This is a genomic window from Aminobacter ciceronei (assembly GCF_014138625.1).
Classification (GTDB): Bacteria; Pseudomonadota; Alphaproteobacteria; order Rhizobiales; family Rhizobiaceae; genus Aminobacter; species Aminobacter ciceronei.
The window spans coordinates 16,445-35,902 of record NZ_JACJHY010000013.1 but is presented as its reverse complement, the minus strand read 5'-3'; the positions used below and the strand labels follow the sequence as shown (position 1 = coordinate 35,902).

General features: G+C 64.3%; 21 protein-coding genes. 14 read left to right on the top strand and 7 right to left on the bottom strand.

Annotated features, from left to right (window positions below; genetic code table 11):
• The first annotated feature begins 773 nt into the window (after window positions 1–773).
• A complete protein-coding gene (locus HNQ95_RS14645; protein ID WP_182574438.1) occupies window positions 774–1,508 on the top strand; it encodes an FkbM family methyltransferase in 735 nt (244 codons plus the stop codon).
• Between the two features lie 101 nt (window positions 1,509–1,609).
• Here HNQ95_RS14645 and HNQ95_RS14640 read toward each other — a convergent pair whose 3' ends face one another.
• On the bottom strand, window positions 1,610–1,858 hold the full coding sequence (locus HNQ95_RS14640) for a hypothetical protein (protein WP_182574439.1): 249 nt from the start codon (window positions 1,856–1,858) through the stop codon (window positions 1,610–1,612).
• A 597-nt stretch (window positions 1,859–2,455) separates the two neighbouring features.
• On the opposite strand from HNQ95_RS14640, the gene HNQ95_RS14635 reads away from it, so the two are divergent.
• Window positions 2,456–2,743, top strand: coding sequence for a hypothetical protein (locus tag HNQ95_RS14635; RefSeq protein WP_182574440.1), 288 nt, complete (start codon window positions 2,456–2,458; stop codon window positions 2,741–2,743).
• Between the two features lie 10 nt (window positions 2,744–2,753).
• On the opposite strand, the gene HNQ95_RS14630 is transcribed toward HNQ95_RS14635, so the two are convergent.
• Complete coding sequence (locus HNQ95_RS14630) at window positions 2,754–3,413, bottom strand: outer membrane protein (protein ID WP_067964021.1); 660 nt, start codon at window positions 3,411–3,413, stop codon at window positions 2,754–2,756.
• 415 nt (window positions 3,414–3,828) lie between these two features.
• Here HNQ95_RS14630 and HNQ95_RS14625 point away from each other — a divergent pair, with 415 nt between their 5' ends.
• The 6 genes from HNQ95_RS14625 (at window position 3,829) to HNQ95_RS14600 (ending at window position 9,039) form a co-directional block, all read left to right on the top strand.
• The gene (locus tag HNQ95_RS14625) at window positions 3,829–4,593 is read left to right on the top strand and encodes an SDR family oxidoreductase (RefSeq protein WP_182574441.1); all 765 of its coding nucleotides are present in this window, start codon (window positions 3,829–3,831) and stop codon (window positions 4,591–4,593) included.
• Window positions 4,590–6,674, top strand: coding sequence for an excinuclease ABC subunit UvrC (gene uvrC / locus HNQ95_RS14620; RefSeq protein WP_182574442.1), 2,085 nt, complete (start codon window positions 4,590–4,592; stop codon window positions 6,672–6,674). Before HNQ95_RS14625 ends, uvrC begins: the two co-directional genes overlap by 4 nt.
• A 105-nt stretch (window positions 6,675–6,779) precedes the next feature.
• Window positions 6,780–7,376 (top strand): CDP-diacylglycerol--glycerol-3-phosphate 3-phosphatidyltransferase, encoded by a 597-nt coding sequence (pgsA, locus tag HNQ95_RS14615; protein ID WP_067964015.1) that lies wholly within the window; start codon window positions 6,780–6,782, stop codon window positions 7,374–7,376.
• A 4-nt stretch (window positions 7,377–7,380) separates the two neighbouring features.
• The gene (moaD, locus tag HNQ95_RS14610) at window positions 7,381–7,635 is read left to right on the top strand and encodes a molybdopterin converting factor subunit 1 (RefSeq protein ID WP_067964012.1); all 255 of its coding nucleotides are present in this window, start codon (window positions 7,381–7,383) and stop codon (window positions 7,633–7,635) included.
• Between the two features lie 4 nt (window positions 7,636–7,639).
• Window positions 7,640–8,107: a molybdenum cofactor biosynthesis protein MoaE gene (locus HNQ95_RS14605; RefSeq protein ID WP_182574443.1), complete on the top strand. Its 468-nt coding sequence runs from the start codon at window positions 7,640–7,642 to the stop codon at window positions 8,105–8,107.
• Window positions 8,108–8,271: 164 nt separating this feature from the next.
• The gene (locus HNQ95_RS14600) at window positions 8,272–9,039 is read left to right on the top strand and encodes a YbaY family lipoprotein (protein ID WP_182574444.1); all 768 of its coding nucleotides are present in this window, start codon (window positions 8,272–8,274) and stop codon (window positions 9,037–9,039) included.
• A 200-nt stretch (window positions 9,040–9,239) separates the two neighbouring features.
• Here the strand turns inward: HNQ95_RS14600 and HNQ95_RS14595 are convergent, their stop codons facing one another.
• From HNQ95_RS14595 to HNQ95_RS14585, 3 genes are all read right to left on the bottom strand, one after another.
• Window positions 9,240–9,530 (bottom strand): immunity 53 family protein, encoded by a 291-nt coding sequence (locus HNQ95_RS14595; protein WP_067964007.1) that lies wholly within the window; start codon window positions 9,528–9,530, stop codon window positions 9,240–9,242.
• Window positions 9,531–9,757: 227 nt separating this feature from the next.
• On the bottom strand, window positions 9,758–10,180 hold the full coding sequence (ndk, locus tag HNQ95_RS14590) for a nucleoside-diphosphate kinase (protein ID WP_067964005.1): 423 nt from the start codon (window positions 10,178–10,180) through the stop codon (window positions 9,758–9,760).
• A 74-nt stretch (window positions 10,181–10,254) separates the two neighbouring features.
• Window positions 10,255–10,947, bottom strand: a complete 693-nt coding sequence (locus tag HNQ95_RS14585) for a glutathione S-transferase family protein (protein ID WP_182574445.1) — start codon at window positions 10,945–10,947, stop codon at window positions 10,255–10,257.
• A 63-nt stretch (window positions 10,948–11,010) separates the two neighbouring features.
• Here HNQ95_RS14585 and HNQ95_RS14580 point away from each other — a divergent pair, with 63 nt between their 5' ends.
• From HNQ95_RS14580 to HNQ95_RS14560, 5 genes are all read left to right on the top strand, one after another.
• A complete protein-coding gene (locus HNQ95_RS14580; protein ID WP_182574446.1) occupies window positions 11,011–11,523 on the top strand; it encodes a DinB family protein in 513 nt (170 codons plus the stop codon).
• Window positions 11,524–11,728: 205 nt separating this feature from the next.
• On the top strand, window positions 11,729–12,340 hold the full coding sequence (locus HNQ95_RS14575) for a hypothetical protein (protein ID WP_067964000.1): 612 nt from the start codon (window positions 11,729–11,731) through the stop codon (window positions 12,338–12,340).
• A 277-nt stretch (window positions 12,341–12,617) separates the two neighbouring features.
• A complete protein-coding gene (locus HNQ95_RS14570; protein WP_182574447.1) occupies window positions 12,618–13,886 on the top strand; it encodes an MFS transporter in 1,269 nt (422 codons plus the stop codon).
• Between the two features lie 150 nt (window positions 13,887–14,036).
• The gene (locus tag HNQ95_RS14565) at window positions 14,037–15,914 is read left to right on the top strand and encodes an ABC-F family ATP-binding cassette domain-containing protein (RefSeq protein ID WP_182574448.1); all 1,878 of its coding nucleotides are present in this window, start codon (window positions 14,037–14,039) and stop codon (window positions 15,912–15,914) included.
• Between the two features lie 204 nt (window positions 15,915–16,118).
• A complete protein-coding gene (locus HNQ95_RS14560) occupies window positions 16,119–18,224 on the top strand; it encodes a molybdopterin-containing oxidoreductase family protein (RefSeq protein WP_182574449.1) in 2,106 nt (701 codons plus the stop codon).
• Window positions 18,225–18,308: 84 nt separating this feature from the next.
• On the opposite strand, the gene HNQ95_RS33970 is transcribed toward HNQ95_RS14560, so the two are convergent.
• Window positions 18,309–18,440 carry a YciI family protein gene (locus HNQ95_RS33970; protein ID WP_281381240.1) on the bottom strand — a complete coding sequence of 44 codons (132 nt, stop codon included), beginning with the start codon at window positions 18,438–18,440 and terminating at the stop codon, window positions 18,309–18,311.
• Between the two features lie 296 nt (window positions 18,441–18,736).
• Here HNQ95_RS33970 and HNQ95_RS14550 point away from each other — a divergent pair, with 296 nt between their 5' ends.
• Window positions 18,737–18,898: a hypothetical protein gene (locus tag HNQ95_RS14550; RefSeq protein WP_157097135.1), complete on the top strand. Its 162-nt coding sequence runs from the start codon at window positions 18,737–18,739 to the stop codon at window positions 18,896–18,898.
• A gap of 102 nt (window positions 18,899–19,000) precedes the next feature.
• On the opposite strand, the gene HNQ95_RS14545 is transcribed toward HNQ95_RS14550, so the two are convergent.
• Window positions 19,001–19,393 (bottom strand): hypothetical protein, encoded by a 393-nt coding sequence (locus tag HNQ95_RS14545; protein WP_182574451.1) that lies wholly within the window; start codon window positions 19,391–19,393, stop codon window positions 19,001–19,003.
• Window positions 19,394–19,458: the final 65 nt, after the last annotated feature.

Sequence of the window (19,458 nt, the reverse complement as noted above, 5' to 3'; positions counted from 1 at the left end):
TTGAAGCGGGGCGCTTGCTCTTCGCCATTGTTTACTTCTTCGGGTTGGCCGGCGCTGGCTTTGCGGGTGCGGAGGGTGAGGGTTGTCGTGGGCCAGGGGTGTTGTTGGGCTGCCGCACTCCGGCGCTTCTTTGCTCCTGCGATGCAGACGGCTGCCGCACCCCATACGATTCAGCGAAGAATTCCTTGCCCACGTTCTTCCTCCCCGATGCTGCTGAAAATCTACTTCTTGATGTGAATACCATTGCAATCATTCAGCTTACTAGTGCGTCAGCAATGGCGCCGGCAATTAATGGCAGGTCTTACCCAGAATTTTCTCGTTCGTCGGTAATGGGCGCGACGCTCACCCTGGCACGTTCCGCGAGGCGCTGCCGGACACCCTTGACTGAACAGGCTCTGCTCGGCGCGATCCTGACCTTGAACGAGGCTACTGGCGCGTTCCGGCCTCCCAAATCCCCAGCACGTCGCCATGGGCCTTCCAAGGCCAGCCCTACGAGGTCATAGCCACGATGATAGCCAAGGGCAGGGCAACCCTGATCATGCTCACGCCCGGTCTCCGGTCACCATCCATGCCGGCGGTCTCAACCGATCGACGCGGGAAGACTGCGCCAGGAACTTGCGAACGCGCACCGGCGGGACGGCCCCGGCTAGCACGGGCCGCCGACCAAGCTTATGCACAGCCGTCTCGCCGCCGCTGTATCCAACCTGCAATGTCTCGTCTAATGGGCGGTCGAGGCAGGCGTTACAATGCCGCCAGCCAGCACAGGGTCAACAATGTTCCGACAGTTACTCGGCCAGTTTGGTGTTCTCGAAAGGCCGCGGGAGCCGCTGGTGCTGCTGCGCGAAGGTTTGTGCGCGCGCCTCGGGCTGAAGACGGCGATCCACGTCGGTGCCCATTATGGCGAGGAGCGTGATGCTTACGAGGCGCTCGGGCTGACCGATGTGTTGTGGGTCGAGGCCTCGACACACGTCTACCAGGAACTCGTCGAGCGCCTGGCAGAGCCGACCGGACACGGCACGCGCCATGTCGCGGTGAATGCCTTCGCTTCCGACAAGGCAGGCGACGAGGTCGTGCTGCGCCAGTTCAGCAATGAGGGGGCTTCGAGCTCGATCTTCGCGGCGACGGATCTGTTCCGTCAGACCTGGCCTCAGGTCAGCGAAACCGGCGGTTCCGAAGAGGTCGGCACCGACACGCTCGATCACATCGCCCTGGTCAACGGCTTCGAAGAGGCCGACCTGGTCGCCGCCGACGTGCAGGGCGCGGAACTGCTGGTGCTGAAGGGCGCAACCGGCCTGCTGGCACAAGCCAAGGCGGTGATCGTCGAAGTGTCGTTGCAGCGCTTCTATGACGGCGGCGTGCTGCAGCCGGAGCTGCGTCAATTCCTCAGGCAGCATGGCTTCATCGAAGTCCGGCGCCCGCCGAACCATGGCGACCAACTGTTCCTGCGCAAGAGCCTGTTCGGCCCCCTCCGCCGCTTCAGCGACAGCATGTGGGAAGCGCGCCGCTAGACCGCCGGCAGCGTCCAAACAGCAACAAAAAGGCCCGGGCGCGAGCCCGGCTTTTCTTTGGTGCCTACGCTTGGGCCTGGGTGAAGGTGCGCGGTGGCCGGTCAATCAACGACTTCGCCAGTCGCGAGGGCATGAATATCAGAACGCTTCGCCGGGCTATTACCCGTATTTGTCAACAGACTGCGAACGATCTCAACCGAAAGCAGCTTGTTCGGTTGAACAGTGGCGGTGACCCGCTGTCCGAAAATCAGGCAGAACCAGACCCAGGACAGATATCTTCGGTGACTTACGCCAATCACTGGCGCGCTGCCGATGCCAAGCCCCGGCACCTCCCTGAACTTCTGGATCAAAGGGCACCCGTTAAGCGGGCGGGGTGATATTACCGCCTGTGGAGAAGGTGTTACTCTTCGCGTTATGTCTGACGGCAAACTCTACTTCATAGCAATTGGGGTCCTTCTAGCGCTCTGCTGCGGGGTTGTCCTCGCCGGATGGCTTTTGGGGCCGGTAGGCTGGTTCGTGGGGGGCGGATTGTTTTGCACAGCAGGAGTGGTCGTAAAGGCGCTGATCGATGATCGCCGCTATCGGCGACGCCAGACACTTTAACGGTCGTCTGTCAGGGCGACCCGGTAGCTCGCTTGGCTCATAACGATTGCACGCAAAGAATAGCACGCAGTCAACGCGCTACGCGAGGTCAGCATAAACGCGCACTCTGGCTCGTTTCGCGAAGTTCTGTCCGATGCCCTTGAATCAGAACCGGCCCTTCTCGGCGCTCTCCTCACCTCGAATGACGCCTACTGGCGTGTTGCCGGCTTCCTCAAACCCGAGCTTTCGCGGAGCGGGTTCATTCTCAACTGTTCGAGATCATCGGCACGATAATCGCCGAGGGCAGGGGCGCCAACCCGATACCGATCAAGCCGCACATTCCGGCCAGCCTGAGGATCGGTGAGATGACGCTGTGTACCTATGTCGTGCGACTGGCGGCCAATGCGGTCACCGTCTCTGCCGCTTACTACTTCGGACGGGCCATCATCGAGATGTGGTCGCGGCACCAACTGATCGGCGCGGCGCGGGATTTGGAAGAACTTGCGAAGAACGTGCCGGTCGATATGGCCCGCCCTGTAAAGGATCATCGGCGAGACGGCTACTCCATTCGAGCGCTCCCCGACGAGCATTCCGCTCGAAGCTTCAACCAACAAAAAAGCCGGGCGCGAGCCCGGCTTTTTCGTGTGTGCTGATCCCCAGGGATCAGAACTTCATGCCGACGCCGAACTGGATGCGGTGATCCTTGTTCGAGATCTCGGTGTTGCCTGCGCCCAGCGCGAAGGTGTCGGTGCCGAGGTCGGTGTAGCGGTACTCGACGCGGCCGAAGACCTGCTCGGTGAGCTTGACGTCGGTGCCGACGCCGGCGGTCCAGCCGAGCATGGTGTTCTTGTCTTCGATGCCGCCCTGCGTTGCCTTGACCTGTGCGCCAGCACCACCGGCGGTGGCATAGAGCAGGATGTCAGGGGTCACGACATAGCCGAGACGGGCGCGCAGCGAGCCTTCGAAGCCGTTCTTGACCGAGGTGCCGGCATTGTCGCCTTCGACGCCGCTGTAGCCGAGGTCGCCTTCGGCGCCGAGGACGAAGTTGTCCATCTGGTAGTTGTAACCGGCGAACGCACCGCCGAGGAAGCCGCTGGTGCTGATCTTGTTGCCGGCAGCGTCGGCTTCACCGCTGAAGCCGTAGCCGAGCGTCACACCGGCATAGGGGCCGGACCAGGTGTTGAGCGGGGGCTGTTCCATCGGCGCGGCAGGTGCCGGCGGCTCTTCCATGACGACGTCGGCAGCGAACGAAGGCATCGAAGCCAGCGCGACAAGGCCGAACGCCGCAGCGAGCGGACGAGCGTGCTTGAGAATGGCAGTCATTGTTTTACTCCTTAAGCCAACGATACACTGGCTCTTTTTCAACTGGCGCCCCTAGCCCGTCCGGGGGGAGAAACGGGCTGGGCGCCGAACGGTTCCGAATGTCGGGTCGAAATGCGGCTGAACCGAACCTGAAGTTGGGTGATTGCCCGGCGCAAATGAGGCTGAAGCGTGACGTTGCATCGCTGCAACAGCCGTGTCAGGAGCTTTGCCAGTCCTCTGCCTGAAGCCGCTTGGTACAAGGCGTTGGCCGTTCTATATCTCGCATGCAAGCCTGCTTCGCGGGCATGATTTGAGGCGGTATCCCGGGCATTCGCCACATTGCCGCCGGATCGATGAACGGCTTTTTACAGAGGTTACCAAGGGGTAGCCGAAAGCTGCCCGCGCGGAAGCTGGCAGACAGCATGAGAGGACTGGGATGGCTGAGATGGCGGGCAATGTGCTGGTGACGGGTGGGGCCAAGCGCATCGGCCGCGCCATCGTCGAAGACCTTGCCGCGCATGGCTTCGGCGTCGCCATCCATTGCAATCACGCGCGCAAGGCCGCCGATGATCTCGCCGCCACTATCACTGCTGGCGGCGGGCGTGCCGTCGTCGTGCAGGCCGACCTTGCCGACATGGTCTCGGTGGACGGCCTGGTCGCCGATGCGACGGCCGCGCTCGGGCTGATCTCTGTGCTGGTCAACAATGCCTCGGTGTTCGAGGTCGATTCGGTGACCGATTTCGACTGGCAGGTGTGGGACAGGCATTTCGCCCTGCATGTGAAGACGCCGGCGCTGCTGGCCAAGAACTTCGCCGCCGCTTTGCCCGAGGGGACGGACGGCCTGATCGTCAACATGATCGACCAGCGCGTGCTCAAGCCGACACCGCATTATTTCTCCTATTCGCTGTCGAAGGCGGCGATGTGGGCGGCGACCAGGACGATGGCGCAGGCGCTGGCGCCGAGGATTCGCGTCAATGCCATCGGCCCCGGCCCGACGCTGCCGAGCGCGCGCCAGGATGCGGCAGCCTTCGCCGCCCAGCTCGACGGGCTGATCCTCAAGCACGGTCCCGCCCTCGGCGAGTTCGGCGCCACCATCCGCTATCTCTGGCAGTCGCGCTCGATAACCGGCCAGATGATCGCGCTGGACGGCGGCCAGCATCTTGCCTGGCAGACGCCTGACGTGACAGGCATTGTGGAATGAGCCCACGTCATTCCGATACTGGCACAAGCCTCCGCAAGGGCGGCAAGGCTGCCGAAGACATGCCCGAAGCCGAGCTCGATGACGACGAGGCGGCGGACGAGATCGTCGCAGCCTCCGGTCCGGACCTGCCTTTCACCGCCATAGACTGGACCGCGCATGCCGGCGATGCCGACGGCATGGTCGGCGCCGAGGTGATCCAGACGCTGGTCAAGCGGCTGCCCAATGCGCCCGGCGTCTACCGCATGATGAATGCGGCGGGCGACGTGCTCTATGTCGGCAAGGCGCGCAGCCTGAAGAAGCGCGTCACCAACTACGCGCAGGGGCGCTTCCACACCAACCGCATCGGCAAGATGGTGCGCGAGACGGCGACGATGGAGTTCGTCGTCACCCGCACCGAGATCGAGGCGCTGCTGCTCGAAGCAAACCTGATCAAGCGCCTGAGGCCACGCTTCAACGTCCTGATGCGCGACGACAAGTCGTTTCCCTACATCATGCTGACCAGCGACCACACGGCACCCGGCATCTACAAGCATCGCGGCGCGCGCTCGCGCAAGGGCGGCGATTATTTCGGCCCGTTCGCCTCGGCGCAGGCGGTCGGCCGCACCATCAACTCGCTGCAGCGCGCCTTCCTGTTGCGCAGCTGCACCGACAGCTTCTTCGACAACCGCACGCGGCCGTGCCTGCTGTTCCAGATCAAGCGCTGCGCCGGACCCTGCACCGGCGAGATTTCGCGCGAGGGCTATGACGAGCTGGTGCAGGAGGCCAAGGACTTCCTCTCCGGCCGCAGCCAGAAGGTGAAGACGGAGATTTCCGGCCAGATGCAGCAGGCGGCTGAAGGTCTCGATTTCGAGCGCGCCGCCATCTATCGCGACCGCCTGGCGGCGCTGTCGCATGTCCAGAGCCACCAGGGCATCAACCCGCAGACCATCGACGAGGCCGACGTCTTTGCCATCCACCAGGAGGGCGGCCAGACCGGCATCCAGGTGTTCTTCTTCCGCACCGGCCAGAACTGGGGCAACCGCGCCTATTTCCCCAAGGCCGACCCGTCGCTGGAGGCGGCCGAGGTGCTGGGCTCGTTCCTGGCCCAGTTCTATGACGACAAGCCGTCGCCGCGGGCGATCCTTCTGTCGCATGCCGTCGAGGAGCAGGAACTGCTGGCCGAGGCGCTGTCGACCCGCGCCGGCCACAAGGTGGCGATCTCGGTGCCGCAGCGCGGCGAAAAGAAGGACATCGTCGACCATGCCGTGCAGAACGCCCGCGAGGCGCTCGGCCGCCGGCTGGCGGAAACCTCGACCCAGGCGCGGCTGCTCGAAGGTTTTGCCCAGACCTTCGGGCTGGACAAGCCGCCGGTGCGCATCGAGGTCTACGACAACTCGCACATCATGGGCACCAATGCCGTCGGCGGCATGGTGGTCGCCGGCCCCGAAGGCTTCGTCAAGAACCAGTACCGCAAGTTCAACATCCGCTCGACCGACATCACCCCCGGCGACGATTTCGGCATGATGCGCGAGGTGATGACGCGGCGCTTTTCGCGGCTGCTCAAGGAGCATGGCGGCGACCAGCCAGGGGCGGACGAGGCCGCCATGGATCAGGATGCGGGTATCGAGGATACGGGCGCGTTTCCGGCCTGGCCCGACGTCATCCTGATCGACGGCGGCCAGGGCCAGATGACGGCGGTGCGCGCCATGTTGGCCGAGCTCGGCATCGAGGACCGCGTGGTGGCGATCGGCGTCGCCAAGGGCCAGGACCGCGAGGCCGGACGCGAGCGTTTCTTCGTCAGGGGCAAGGAGTCGTTCTCGCTGCCGGTGCGCGACCCCGTGCTCTATTTCGTCCAGCGCCTGCGCGACGAGGCGCACCGCTTCGCCATCGGTTCGCACCGGGCGCGGCGCAAGAAGGAAATGGTCAAGAACCCGCTCGACGAGATCGGCGGCATCGGCCCGAGCCGCAAGCGCGCGCTGCTGCTCGCCTTCGGCACCGCCAAGGCGGTCAGCCGGGCGGCCGTCGACGACCTGATGGCCGTCGAAGGCATCTCGGAATCCATCGCGCGCCTTGTTTACAACCATTTTCACGATAATGGGTGATCAACGGGAATTGTCGTCCGGCGCCTGCCCGGGCTATCTCTAGACAGTTGACCCCCAAGCCCGCCTTCTGATTTCACTACGGCAGACGAAAGAGCATAAGAAACCATGGCCCAGCGCGCATTCAATCTGCCCAACATGCTGACCTATGCCCGCATTCTTGCCGTGCCGATGGTCGTGCTCTGCTTCTTCCTCGAAGGCCGGCTGCAATCGTCCGACTTCGCCCGCTGGAGCGCGCTGGCGATCTTCGTCGTCGCCAGCATCACCGACTATCTCGACGGCTATCTGGCCCGCGCCTGGAAGCAGACCTCCAACATCGGCCGCATGCTCGACCCGATCGCCGACAAGCTGCTTGTCGCCACCTGCCTGCTTCTGCTCGCCGCCGACACCGACAATCGCGGCGGCATCGCCGGCTGGTCGCTGTGGGCCGCGATCATCATCCTGTGCCGCGAAATCCTGGTCTCGGGCCTGCGCGAATATCTTGCCGCACTCAAGGTCAGCGTGCCGGTGACCCAGCTTGCCAAGTGGAAGACGGCTATCCAGATGGTGGCCATCGCCTTCCTGCTGGCCGGCCCGGCCGGCGACAAGATCTTTCCGCTGACCACCCAGATCGGCCTTGTGCTGTTGTGGATCGCCGCCCTTGTCACGCTCTATACCGGCTATGACTATTTCCGTGCCGGCCTGAAACACATCATGGACGAGTGAGACCATGACCAAGCTCATCTATTTCGCCTGGGTGCGCGAGCGGATCGGCAAGGCCGAGGAAGAGGTCGAGCTGCCCGCCGAGGTCAGGACGGTCCGTGACCTGTTGATGTGGCTCAAGTCGCGCGGCGAGGAATTCGAAAGCGCGCTGCAGCACCCCGAGGTGATCCGGGTCGCGATCAACCAGGAACATGTCGACCACCGCGAAGAGATCGGCGGCGCGCGCGAGATCGCGCTGTTTCCGCCGATGACGGGCGGCTGACCCCATGAGCGTCGTGCCTGTGGTGCGCATCCAGGCCGGCGACTTCGACGTCGCCGCCGAGATCGCGCTGATATCGGCGGGCAAAGCGGATGTCGGCGCCGTCGTCACCTTCACCGGCCTCTGCCGCGACGAGGCCGGCACGCTCGCCGCACTTGAGCTCGAACATTATCCCGGCATGGCCGAGGCCGAGATCACCCGCATCGCCCAAGAGGCTCTGGCACGCTGGCCGCTGGCCGGCATCACCGCCATCCATCGCTTCGGCAAGATCAGGCCCGGCGAGAACATCGTGCTGGTGGTCACCGCCTCCAGGCACCGGCAGGCCGCCTTCGACGCCGCGAACTTCCTGATGGACTATCTCAAGTCGCGCGCCCCGTTCTGGAAGAAGGAACATCTTGTCGACGGCAGCGAGGGCAGCTGGGTCGACGCCAAGGACAGCGACGACGCCGCCGCCGCCCGCTGGGCGAAGTCCTGAGCGATGCCGGCCGCGATTGCTCTCGGCGGCCATCGAACCACCGTATTCCTTGGTAGTTTTGGCCTTCGTAGTTTTGGCGCTGATGCCCCGCGGCTTCGCAGCCTCGGGGGGCAGATGGACGGCGCGTCGCGCGCCCTGGCAACACCTGAAACGGAGAGGCAACCGTGCTCGGCAAACTCGCGGAATTCCTGATGTTCGGCATGACGCCGCTGCTGGTCGGCATGATGGCCGTTCCGACCCTGGCCACCGCTGACGAAACCCTTGTCACCGGCGAGGTGGTCTATCCCCAGCGCATCGCCTTGCCTGCGAATGCGGTGCTCGAGGTGCAGCTTGCCGACGTCTCGCTGGCCGACGCGCCGGCAAAGATCCTCGGCGCGCAGAAGATCGATCCGGCAGGCCAGGTGCCGATCAGGTTCGCCATCCCCTTCGATCCCACCGCGATCAAGACCAACATGACCTACGCGCTGCAGGCGCGCATCAGCGTCGATGACCAGCTCTGGTTCACCAACGATATCAGGCATGCGCTCGATCCGCTGACGGCGGGACCGCAGACGATCCAGGTCAAGATGGTCCGCCAGTCCAGCACTGCCGAAGACGTCACGATTTTCGACCGCGACTGGGTTGCCGAGGCGATCGACGGCGCGGCCGCCCACGACAAGGCCAGGCCGACATTGCGCATCGGCAAGGACGGCAAGGTCTCCGGTCGCGGCGGCTGCAACGGCTTCTTCGGCAGCGCCAAGGTCGACGGCGACAAGGTGGCCTTCGGCCAGATCGGCTCGACCGAGATAGCCTGCGAGCAGGCGGTGATGGACCAGGAACACAGCTTCCATCAGGCGCTGGAGCGCACTGCCAGCTTCAGGATCGTCGAGGGCAAGCTTGTGCTGGCCGACAAGGACGGCAAGGACATATTGCGTTTTGCCGCGGCAAGCTGAATCAGTTTCGCAGCTGATTGAATCGGTTTCGCCTGAAACCCCGACAAACCGTTGATAACGCAGCTGAAATCTCTGGGGCGGGGGCGGCGGCCTGTGCCATTCCAGTCAGATCATGTCGGCATGCCTGCCTTGTCAGGGTTTCGGCAATCGATGACAGGCCAGGTCGGCGAGACGTCGGCCAGAAGCCGGCATGCGCCGCATCAGCGGGTCGCCCAGTCCCGAAAGGTTTCAAGCAGCGAGCTGAGGTGGCGGGGGCCGCCGGCGCCGCGAAACACATTGTCCTCGGTCCAGCACGTCCACCAGTCGGTGTCATGGGCGTCGTTGTGCGTGATCCGGTCAAGCGTCCGTCCATCGCAATCGGTCCCCTTGAGGTCGATCTTCAACGACCAGCCCGGATTGTCGATCGTGCCGATGGAAGCACCAAAGCCATGCTCCCAATCGCCGTCGCACTGCGCATCATACCACTGTGAAAACCAATCCAGCACATCCATTCGGCCAGGCTAGCGAAACGGCAGCGGCGTGAAAAGCGGCGACCATCGCGCGCTCGATCGCCGGCAGCTTATATCAGGCGTCACCGCCTGGAACCGGGCAAAAGCCGGGGCGTGCACCCCGGCCATTTGGGTTCCGGACACGCGGCCCAAACAAAAAGCCGGGGCGTTCCCACCCCGGCTTTTCGATTCTAAATCAGCAACTTGTCAGCCGCTGTTCGACGGCCGGATCAGCCGACGATTTCGGTGCCCGAGAACCAGTAGGCGATCTCTTCAGCGGCGGTCTCGGGGGCGTCCGAGCCGTGCACCGAGTTTTCGCCGATCGACAGGGCGTGGACCTTGCGGATGGTGCCTTCGGCGGCGTTTGCCGGATTGGTGGCGCCCATCACTTCGCGGTTCTTGGCGATGGCGTTCTCGCCTTCGAGCACCTGGACGATGGTCGGAGCCGACGACATGAACTCGACCAGCTCGCCGAAGAAGGGGCGTTCCTTGTGCACGGCGTAGAAGCCTTCGGCCTCGCGACGGCTCATCCAGACGCGCTTCGAAGCGACGACGCGCAGGCCGGCGTCTTCGAGCATCTTGGTGATGGCGCCGGTCAGGTTGCGGCGGGTTGCGTCCGGCTTGATCATCGAAAATGTGCGTTCGATCGCCATGTCTGGTCCTTGTGATTTCTGGGATTTGCAGTGTGGCGGGCTCTATACAGGCCGCCCGCCGCATTGCCAAGGGGCTAGGCCGCCGCAGCCACACGGCCGGCAAGGCCGTCATGGAGCTCGAGGCAACGGCCGAACCAGGCGGCGATCGGGTCGGCCGCGTCGAGCACCTGGTAGGGCGTGGCGATGCGGGCCCATTGCAGCGCGCCGAACACGATGTAGTCGGCAAACAGCGGGCGATCGCCGCCGATCCACGGCTGGTAGGTGAGCATGCTGCGCAGCGGTTCGAGCGACGCCCTGAAGCCCTGGAGCACGGCATCGCGTGCCGAGCTGACCTCTTCGAGCGTCCTGCCGAAACGTGTCTCGCGGCTCACGCGGAAATAGGCGGCGTTGGCCTCGTCCTGCATGCCGTGAAGGGCGGTCAACGCGGCGGCACCGATATAAGGATGGATTGTCAGCTGCGACCAGCGCTCGATGAAGCGGGCATGGGCCTCGCCGCCGGCGCCTGAAAACAGCGACGGCCTGTCGGGATAGGCCTGTTCGAGATAAAGCGCGATGGCGAAGGAATCTGACGTGACCGTGTCGCCGTCGCGGATGACCGGCACGGTGTTCGACACACCGCCCTCGATCCTGGGCACCTCGAGGAAACGCGTCGGCACGGTGCTGAAGTCCAACCGCTTATGTGCCAAAGCCATCGCCGCTTTCCAGCAATGCGGGCTGAACGGGCGCGTCATATCGCTGCCGACGAGGTCGTAGAGGAGAATGGTCATTGGCGGCTGTTCCCGATGGGCTGTAGTAAGAGGACGATTTTCGAAGCATTCAGGGAATATCGGATGAAACAGCATTTCATGATGTTGGCTGCCTATAATCAATGGGCCAACGAGCGCATCTATGAGGCAGCAGCCGAACTCGACGTGGCAGACTATGAGCGCGACACCGGCGCCGTCTTCAAGTCGATGAAAGGGACGCTCAATCATCTGCTGGTCGCCGACCGGGTCTGGCTGAAGCGCTTCACCGGCGAGGGCGACGCGCCATCTCAGCTCGATGCCATCATCCATGCCGATTTCGACAGATTGCGCGCCGCGCGCCAGGCTGAGGACAGGCGCATCGTCGAGTGGATCGGCTCGCTCGGCGACAAGGCATTCACCGGGCGCTTCACCTACATGACCATCACCGACATGCGCACCATCTCGCAGCGGCTGGCGCCGGCCCTGATGCACCTTTTCAACCACCAGACGCATCATCGCGGCCAGGCGCACATGATCCTGACAGTTCTCGGGCGCCCGTCCGTAGCTCTCGATCTCATTTACTTCCAGCGCACCGAAGACGGTAGAGCATTCGCCTAAATTGCATAAAATTTTATGCTTTCAACGAACATAATCAAAAGGATTCGATCGTCTACTGCTTCATGTAACGCAATTCATGGTGAGCAGTAAAAAAGTTGATGACGTCTAGGGGGTAGGTGAAACTTATTGCCACTTGGGTTCGTTACTATGCCGGCAGCCAGTCTCAAGGCTGGGTGCTGGGACCGGCAACCACAGGGAGACTTCCATGACTGGTATATCGAAGGCAATTGCCAAGACACTGGCGGGTGGTATCGTTTTTGCGGCGCTCTGCGCGCCAGCCAGCGCCCTGGACATCGGCGACCGTAGCAAGGGCCTCGGCGTCTCTGTCGACATCGGTAACAGCAATTCAAGAGGACTTGGCGTCGATGTCGGTGCAACCGTCGGTGGTTCGGGCGGCGTCAATGCAGACGTCAACGCCGATGTCGGCGGCAGCAAGGGCCTGGCTGATGCCAAGGCCAATGCGTCGGTCGGCGGCAGCAGCGGCCTGACCGCCAATGCCAGCGCCAATGTCGGCGGCAATCAGGGTCTGGCCGGCGTCAATGCCAATGTCGGCCTCGGCGGCAACACGCTCGCCGACATCGGCGTCAACATCGGCGGACCCGGCATTGCCGGTCCCGGCGGACCCGGAGGTCCTGGTGGCCCCGGCGGACCTGGCGGCCCCGGCGGCCCGGGAATCAACCCAGGCGTCATCGGCGGCATGTCGCAAGCCCAGGTGGCTGCCTATGTGAAGCGCTGCAAGATGGTGCTGTCCAACCCGATGGCATTCGAAAGCGACCTGCGCGAACTGTGCAAGCTTTTGCGCACCGCCAGCCGCTGAACCTTTCGCCAAGACGTTACGGACGGCCCGCTCAGGCGGGCCGTCTCGATTCCGGCGGTCGGTCGGCCCGGATATCGTCATGAGCCGGTCTTTTGGCATGCCCCGGTATTTGTCATGACCCCAGTATTTGTCATGAGATGTCTGGATCATCAGATAGCTGCCTCTGGGCAGCGTGACTTGCCTTGTCTTTGCACGTCATCTCGGCCAGACGAAGCATCTGCGACCGCGCCCGGCCAGCCGGCCTGACGTCGCTTTCTCTGTATCGGGATAAAAAAACGTGCGTCCATTCGGCGACAAGACCGGCCAGGCCATCGTGCTGTTGCTCATTGCCGGCTCCGGCATGGTGGCGATCGCCAGGGGCATGAGCCTGACCTTCCTGGCCATCCGCCTGCAGGGCGATTTCGGCCTGAGCCCGGCCTGGATCGGCGTGCTGATCGGCACCGGGCCGTTGCTCGGCGCTGCCATAAGCCCGTTTGCCGGAACGATTTCGGATCGCATCGGCCGGCGCGTGGTGCTGGTCACCGCACTTCTGTTTGCCGGGCTCGGGCTCGTCGGCCTCGGCCTGGCGCAATCGGTCGCGGCCTTTGCGCTGGCGCATGTCGTCTCGTCGGTGTCGGCTGCGGTCTATGAGCCGGTGTCGCGGGCGCTGATGAGCGATGCAGCGCCCGAGAAACTGCGGCTCAGGATGTTTTCCTGGCGCTACCTCGTCATCAATGCCGGCTGGGCCGTCGGGCCGATGATCGGCCTGGCCATCGGCGCCAATTCGCCCTTGCCCTTCGTCATTGCCGGCATGGTGCATTTCGTCTTTGCCGCGGCGATCTTTTTCGTCGTGCCGGCGGCGCTGGCCGACCGCAGCGGACAGGCCGCGCCGCAGCAGGCACCCGGGCTGCGCCGGCTCGGCGCTGCCCTGCGCGACCGCCGGCTGCTGTTTTATGTCGGCGGCGGCACGCTGCTGATGGCGGTCTACGGCCAGTGGTCGGTGACCCTGTCGCAATATCTGACCACCAACGTTGACGACGGCATGAAGATCTTTGCCTGGCTGGTCACCACCAACGCCGCCGTGGTGGTGCTCGCCACCGCGCCGGCGCGGCTGGTGATCGAGAAGATCGGGCCGTTGCGGGCGATGGTGCTGGGCTGCCTCTTGTTCCTGGGCGGCGAGCTCGGCTTTGCCGTCTCCACCGATGCTGCCATGCTGATCGGCTTCATGGTGCTGTTCACCATCGGCGAGGTGCTTGTCGTGCCGGCCGAATATGTGCTTGTCGACAGGATCTCCAATGACGGCAACCGCGGCGCCTATTTCGGCGCCCATTCGCTGAGTTCGGTCGGCAATTTCATCGGCCCGCTGTTCGGCGGGCTGGCGCTGGGCGCCTTTGGCGGGCAGGGCATGTTCATGCTGTTTGCCATGCTGGCCGCCGGCAGCGCCGTACTGTTTGCCATCGGCCACGCCGCGCCGCCGCCCGCCACGTCAGACGGCGCGGCGATCGATGCGACAGGCGAGATCGCAGGCGAAGCGCTGCACCGCAGCCACAGGCCGGCCTTCGCCTGATCGCAGGCGCCGGTCCGTTCGCCCATGCGTCGGTGCACGGCATGATCCCTGGAAGTGGTGGCCGGTTCCAGGAAAAGATCATGCCGCAACAACAAGCTGCTGCGGCGCGCTCTTGCCATATCGGTAACTCTCGGCCAAAACCGCCACGCCATGCTCATCATCAATGACCTTTCCCTCCGCATTGCCGGACGCCTTCTCCTCGACCACGCGTCGCTGACCCTGCCTGCCGGCACCAAGGCCGGCCTTGTCGGCCGCAACGGCACCGGCAAGACCACGCTGTTCAAGGCGATAACCGGCAACTTCAGCTCGGAAACCGGCAGCATCAGCCTGCCCAAGAACACGCGTATCGGCCAGGTCGCGCAGGAAGCGCCCGGCACCGAGGAGCCGCTGATCGACATCGTGCTCAAGGCCGATGTCGAGCGCTCGGCACTGCTCGCCGAGGAAAAGACCGCCACCGACCCGCACCGCATCGCCGAGATCCACATCCGCCTGGCCGACATCGACGCCCATTCGGCCGAGTCCCGCGCCGCCACCATCCTCGCCGGCCTCGGTTTCGACGACGAGGCGCAGAAGCGCCCGGCGTCGTCATTCTCCGGCGGCTGGCGCATGCGCGTGGCGCTTGCCGCCGTGCTGTTTTCCGAACCCGATCTGCTGCTGCTCGACGAGCCGACCAACTATCTCGATCTCGAAGGCACGTTGTGGCTCGAGAACTATGTCTCGAAATATCCGCACACCGTGCTGCTGATCAGCCACGACCGCGACCTGCTCAACCGCGCCGTCAATTCGATCGTCCATCTCGACCAGAAGAAGATGACCTTCTGGCGCGGCGGCTACGACCAGTTCGAGCGCCAGATATCAGAGCAGCGCGAGCTGCAGGAAAAGGGCCGCGTCAAGCAGGAGGCGGCACGCAAGCATCTGCAGTCCTTCGTCGACCGCTTCCGCGCCAAGGCGTCGAAGGCGCGCCAGGCGCAGTCGCGCATCAAGGCGCTGGAGAAGATGAAGCCGATCGCCGCGCTGATCGAAGACAATGTGCGCCCGTTCAGCTTCCCCGAGCCGGTCAAGACGGTGGCCTCGCCGATCGTCGCGCTCGACCGGGTCAGCGTCGGCTACCAGGCCGACAAGCCGATCCTCAAGAAGATGACCTTGCGCATCGACGCCGACGACCGCATCGCGCTCCTCGGCGCCAACGGCAACGGCAAGTCGACCTTCGCCAAGCTGCTGGCCGGCCGGCTCAAGGCCGAGACCGGCTCGGTGACGATCGCGCCCGGGCTCAAGGTCGCGATCTTCGCCCAGCACCAGCTCGACGATTTGAGGCCCGAGGAAAACGCCTATGAGCATGTCCGCCGGCTGATGCCGGAGGCGCCTGAATCGAAGGTGAGGGCGCGTGTCGCCCAGTTCGGCCTGCCGACCGAGAAGATGAACACCGCCGCCAAGGACCTGTCCGGTGGCGAAAAGGCGCGGCTGCTGATGGGCCTGTCGGCCTTTGACGGGCCGAACCTGTTCATCCTCGACGAGCCGACCAACCACCTCGACATCGACAGCCGCGAGGCGTTGATCATGGCGCTCAACGATTTTCCCGGCGCCGTGATCCTGATCAGCCACGACCGCCACTTGCTGGAGGCGACGGCCGACCGGCTGTGGCTGGTCAAGGACGGCGCGGTCAATCCTTATGACGGCGATCTCGAGGACTACAAGACGCTGGTGACGGGCGTGTCGGGCGACCGGCGCAAGGAGCGCGAGGCCGACAAGGCATCGAAGGCCGACAAGCGCCGCGAGGCCGCGGCACGGCGCGCCGCCCTCGAGCCGCTGGCCAAGGAGATCCGCGCCACCGAGGCGCTGATGGACCGCATCCGCAAGCGCATCGACGGCATCGAGGACCAGCTCGCCGATCCCAGGCTCTATGAAAAGGACCCGACGACGGCGACACAGCTGGCCAAGGAACGCTCGCAACTGTCGGCCCAGCTCGAAACCAACGAAGAGAAGTGGCTGACCATGTCGGCCGAATATGAAGAAGGCGTCGCCGAGTAGGGCATCTTACCCTCCCTCTTTTTGCGAAGGGTCGGACCGAAGGTCCGGGGTGGGGAGGGTCGGACCGAAGCTCCGGGGTGGGTGGCCGAGATTACCCCCATCCCGCCTTACGCGCCTTGCCCGCTCGGCCCACGAGGGGGGAGGGTCATGCAGCGGTCCGCACTGGCCCTACACGGCAAGCCGACATCAGGGTAAAAGGGCGCCATGAACCAGCACGCCAAGATCAGGATCGGCCATTCGGCCTGCCCGCATGACTGCCCCTCGACCTGCGCGCTCGAGGTCGAGCTGCTCGACGACAAGCGCATCGGGCGTGTGCATGGCGCCAAGTCCAACAGCTATACGGCAGGCGTCATCTGCGCCAAGGTCGCCCGTTATGCCGACCGCGTCCACCATCCCGACCGGCTGCTGAAGCCGCTGGTCCGCGCGGGCGCCAAGGGCGACGGCAACTGGAAGGAAGCGAGCTGGGAGGCAGCGCTCGACCTCGTCGCGGAAAAATTCATCGCGGCGGAGGAGCGTTACGGCTCGGAGACCGTCTGGCCCTATTTCTACGCCGGCACGATGGGGCTGGTGCAGCGCGACGGCATCGAGAGGCTGCGCCATGCCAAGAAATATTCCGGCTTCTTCGGATCGATCTGCACCAATCTCGCCTGGACCGGCTATGTCATGGGCACAGGTGCGCTGCGCGGCACCGATCCGCGCGAGATCGGCAAGTCGGACTGCGTCGTCATCTGGGGCACCAATGCGGTGGTCACCCAGGTCAATGTGATGACCCATGCGATCAAGGCGCGCAAGGAACGCGGCGCCAAGATCGTCGTCATCGACATCTACGAGACCGCGACGCTGAAGCAGGCCGACATGGGGCTGGTGCTGAAGCCCGGCACCGACGCCGCGCTCGCCTGCGCCGTCATGCATGTGCTGTTCCGCGACGGGTTTGCCGATCGCCCCTATCTCGAAAAATACACCGACGACCCCAGGGGGCTGGAAGCGCATCTCGCCGACAAGACGCCGGAATGGGCGGCCGCAATCACCGGCCTGACGGTCGAGGAGATCGAGGCTTTCGCCCGGCTCGTCGGCACCACCAAGAAGACCTTCTTCCGCTTGGGCTACGGCTTCTCGCGCCAGCGCAACGGCTCGGTCAACATGCATGCGGCGCTGTCGATCCCGGCGGTGACGGGCGCCTGGCAATATGAGGGCGGCGGCGCCTTCCATTCCAATTCGGGCATCTTCAAGCTCAATGGCGAGCTGCTCGAAGGCACGAAATTCCGCGACCCCGACATCCGCTATCTCGACCATTCGCGCATCGGCCCGGTGCTGACCAATGCCGAGGATGCGCTCTATGGCGGCCCGCCTGTCACCGCGATGCTGATCCAGAACACCAATCCGGCGAATGTCGCGCCCGAGCAGCGGCTGGTGGTCAAGGGCATGCTGCGCGACGACCTGTTCACCTGTGTGCACGAGCAGTTCATGACCGACACGGCCAAGCTCGCCGACGTCGTCCTGCCGGCAACGATGTTCCTCGAGCATGACGACATCTACAAGGGCGGCGGCAACCAGCACATCACGCTGGGGCCGAAGCTGATCGACCCGCCGGAAGGGCCGCGCACCAACCACTATGTCATCGAGGAGCTGGGCAAGCGGCTTGGCGTGTCCGACATGCCGGGCTTCGGCATGACCGAACGCCAGCATATCGACGTCATGCTGGAGAAGAAGGGCCTGGGCAATTTCGACAGCTTCAAGGACCAGAAATGGGCCGACATGCAGCCGGAATTCGACAGCGCGCATTTCCTCAACGGCTTTGGCCATCCCGACGGCAAGTTCCGCTTCAAGCCGCACTGGAATGGCGGTGCGGCCCCCAACAAGCCGCCGCGCAGCATGGGCATCTTCGGCCCGGTCGCGCAGCTGCCCGAATTCCCCGATCATGTCGACCTGATCGAGGTGGCGGATGCGGCCCATCCGTTCCGCCTGGCGACGTCGCCGGCACGCAACTTCCTCAACTCGACCTTCGCCGAAACGCCGGTGTCGCGCGAGAAGGAGGGGCGGCCCGAACTGTTGATCCATTCCGAGGACGCGGCAGAACTCGGGATAGCGACAGGCGACCGGGTCGAGATCGGCAATATGCGCGGCGAGGTCGTTTTGCATGCCCGCCTGTTCGACAAGATCAGGCGCGGCGTCGTCATCGCCGAAGGCATCTGGCCGAACTCCGACCATGAGCGCGGCGAGGGCATCAACGTGCTGACCGGCGCCGACGCGCCGGCGCCTTATGGCGGCGCTGCCGTGCATGACAACAAGGTCTGGGTGAGGGCGGCGTAGGGTCGTGGGCTCAAGCCAGGTAGCTGCGGCGGCGGCCGAGACGGGCGCGCATGGCCTCTGCGCCGGCTCTTGGAGCCAGGTTGCCTATTCCAACGGCCACATCTCGACGACGCCATGCGCAACGGCACAGGGAACGCCTGAGATCTTCTTGACCGCCTCCACCATATCCGCAGCCTCGATGATGGCGAAGCCGGCAACCGGCAAGGCCGACGACATGAATGGGCCATCCCGCGTCTCCGGGCCCGCCGCTTCGGGATTGCGCAGCTGGGGGACGCGATCGGGACGATAACCCTGTCTTTCGGCGCAACCGACGCCAACACAGCCGCATTGGGATTTGTGCTGGCGCGTGCGCATTGGGGCAGGGACTGGGCGGCGAGTCTATCGGGATCGAGTTCAGGCGAAGCCTTCGGCCCGCATCGCAGCACCGACGGCGGGCCGCTCGCGCATCCGCGCGCAGTTCGGCCATCGGCTCGGGAACGTGAACGCCGAAGCGCTCGGCCTGGAACAGCAGCATGACGTTACAGATAGAAATCGGCGGCCGCGTGCTCCTCGCCGAACAGGAACGTGCCGGTGATGCCGCCATACAACCGGGCCAGCAGACCGGCGGTGACAAGAGTGCTGAAAAGGGCGACAGCATCGCAGCGATACCGCTGGCGGGTGCCTTGAAGGAGTGATCGGGATGGCTGTCAGACCTGAACCCCGGGACGCTTACGAATAGCGCGACATCTAAGAGATGATCTTCGCCTGCGCTTGTCCTTGCTCGATGGACCACTGACCTATCCCAGGGGCGGCACATAGGCCTCGAGGCCAAACGCCATCAGCACCAGCGACAGCAGGAAGAAACCGACCGCAACGCAAAGCGCAATCCGCGCGAAAATACCATAGACGTCGCGCATGACGGTGCCGAACACCCGCCGCGCAGGATCATCGAGCGGGCGCGACTTCTCGTCGAGATAGAGCCAGATCTCGGTGCGCCTGGGCGCCCTGGTGCCGGCGGTCATCGCTTTCCACATCAGCACCAGCGCCATCATCAGTGTGAGGAAAGCGCCGCTGCGGAATGCCGATACGGGGTTGAAGGAGAAGCCGACCATGACGCATCCGATCGCGAGCGATCCGAACATGACCGCACGCCCGACGCACTCCACGGCGACCCGCCTGATCTCGCGCATTGACACATCCTGACGATGAACCCGCGCAAGGTGGACCGACGCCCAGGCTGCGCGCAAATCACATT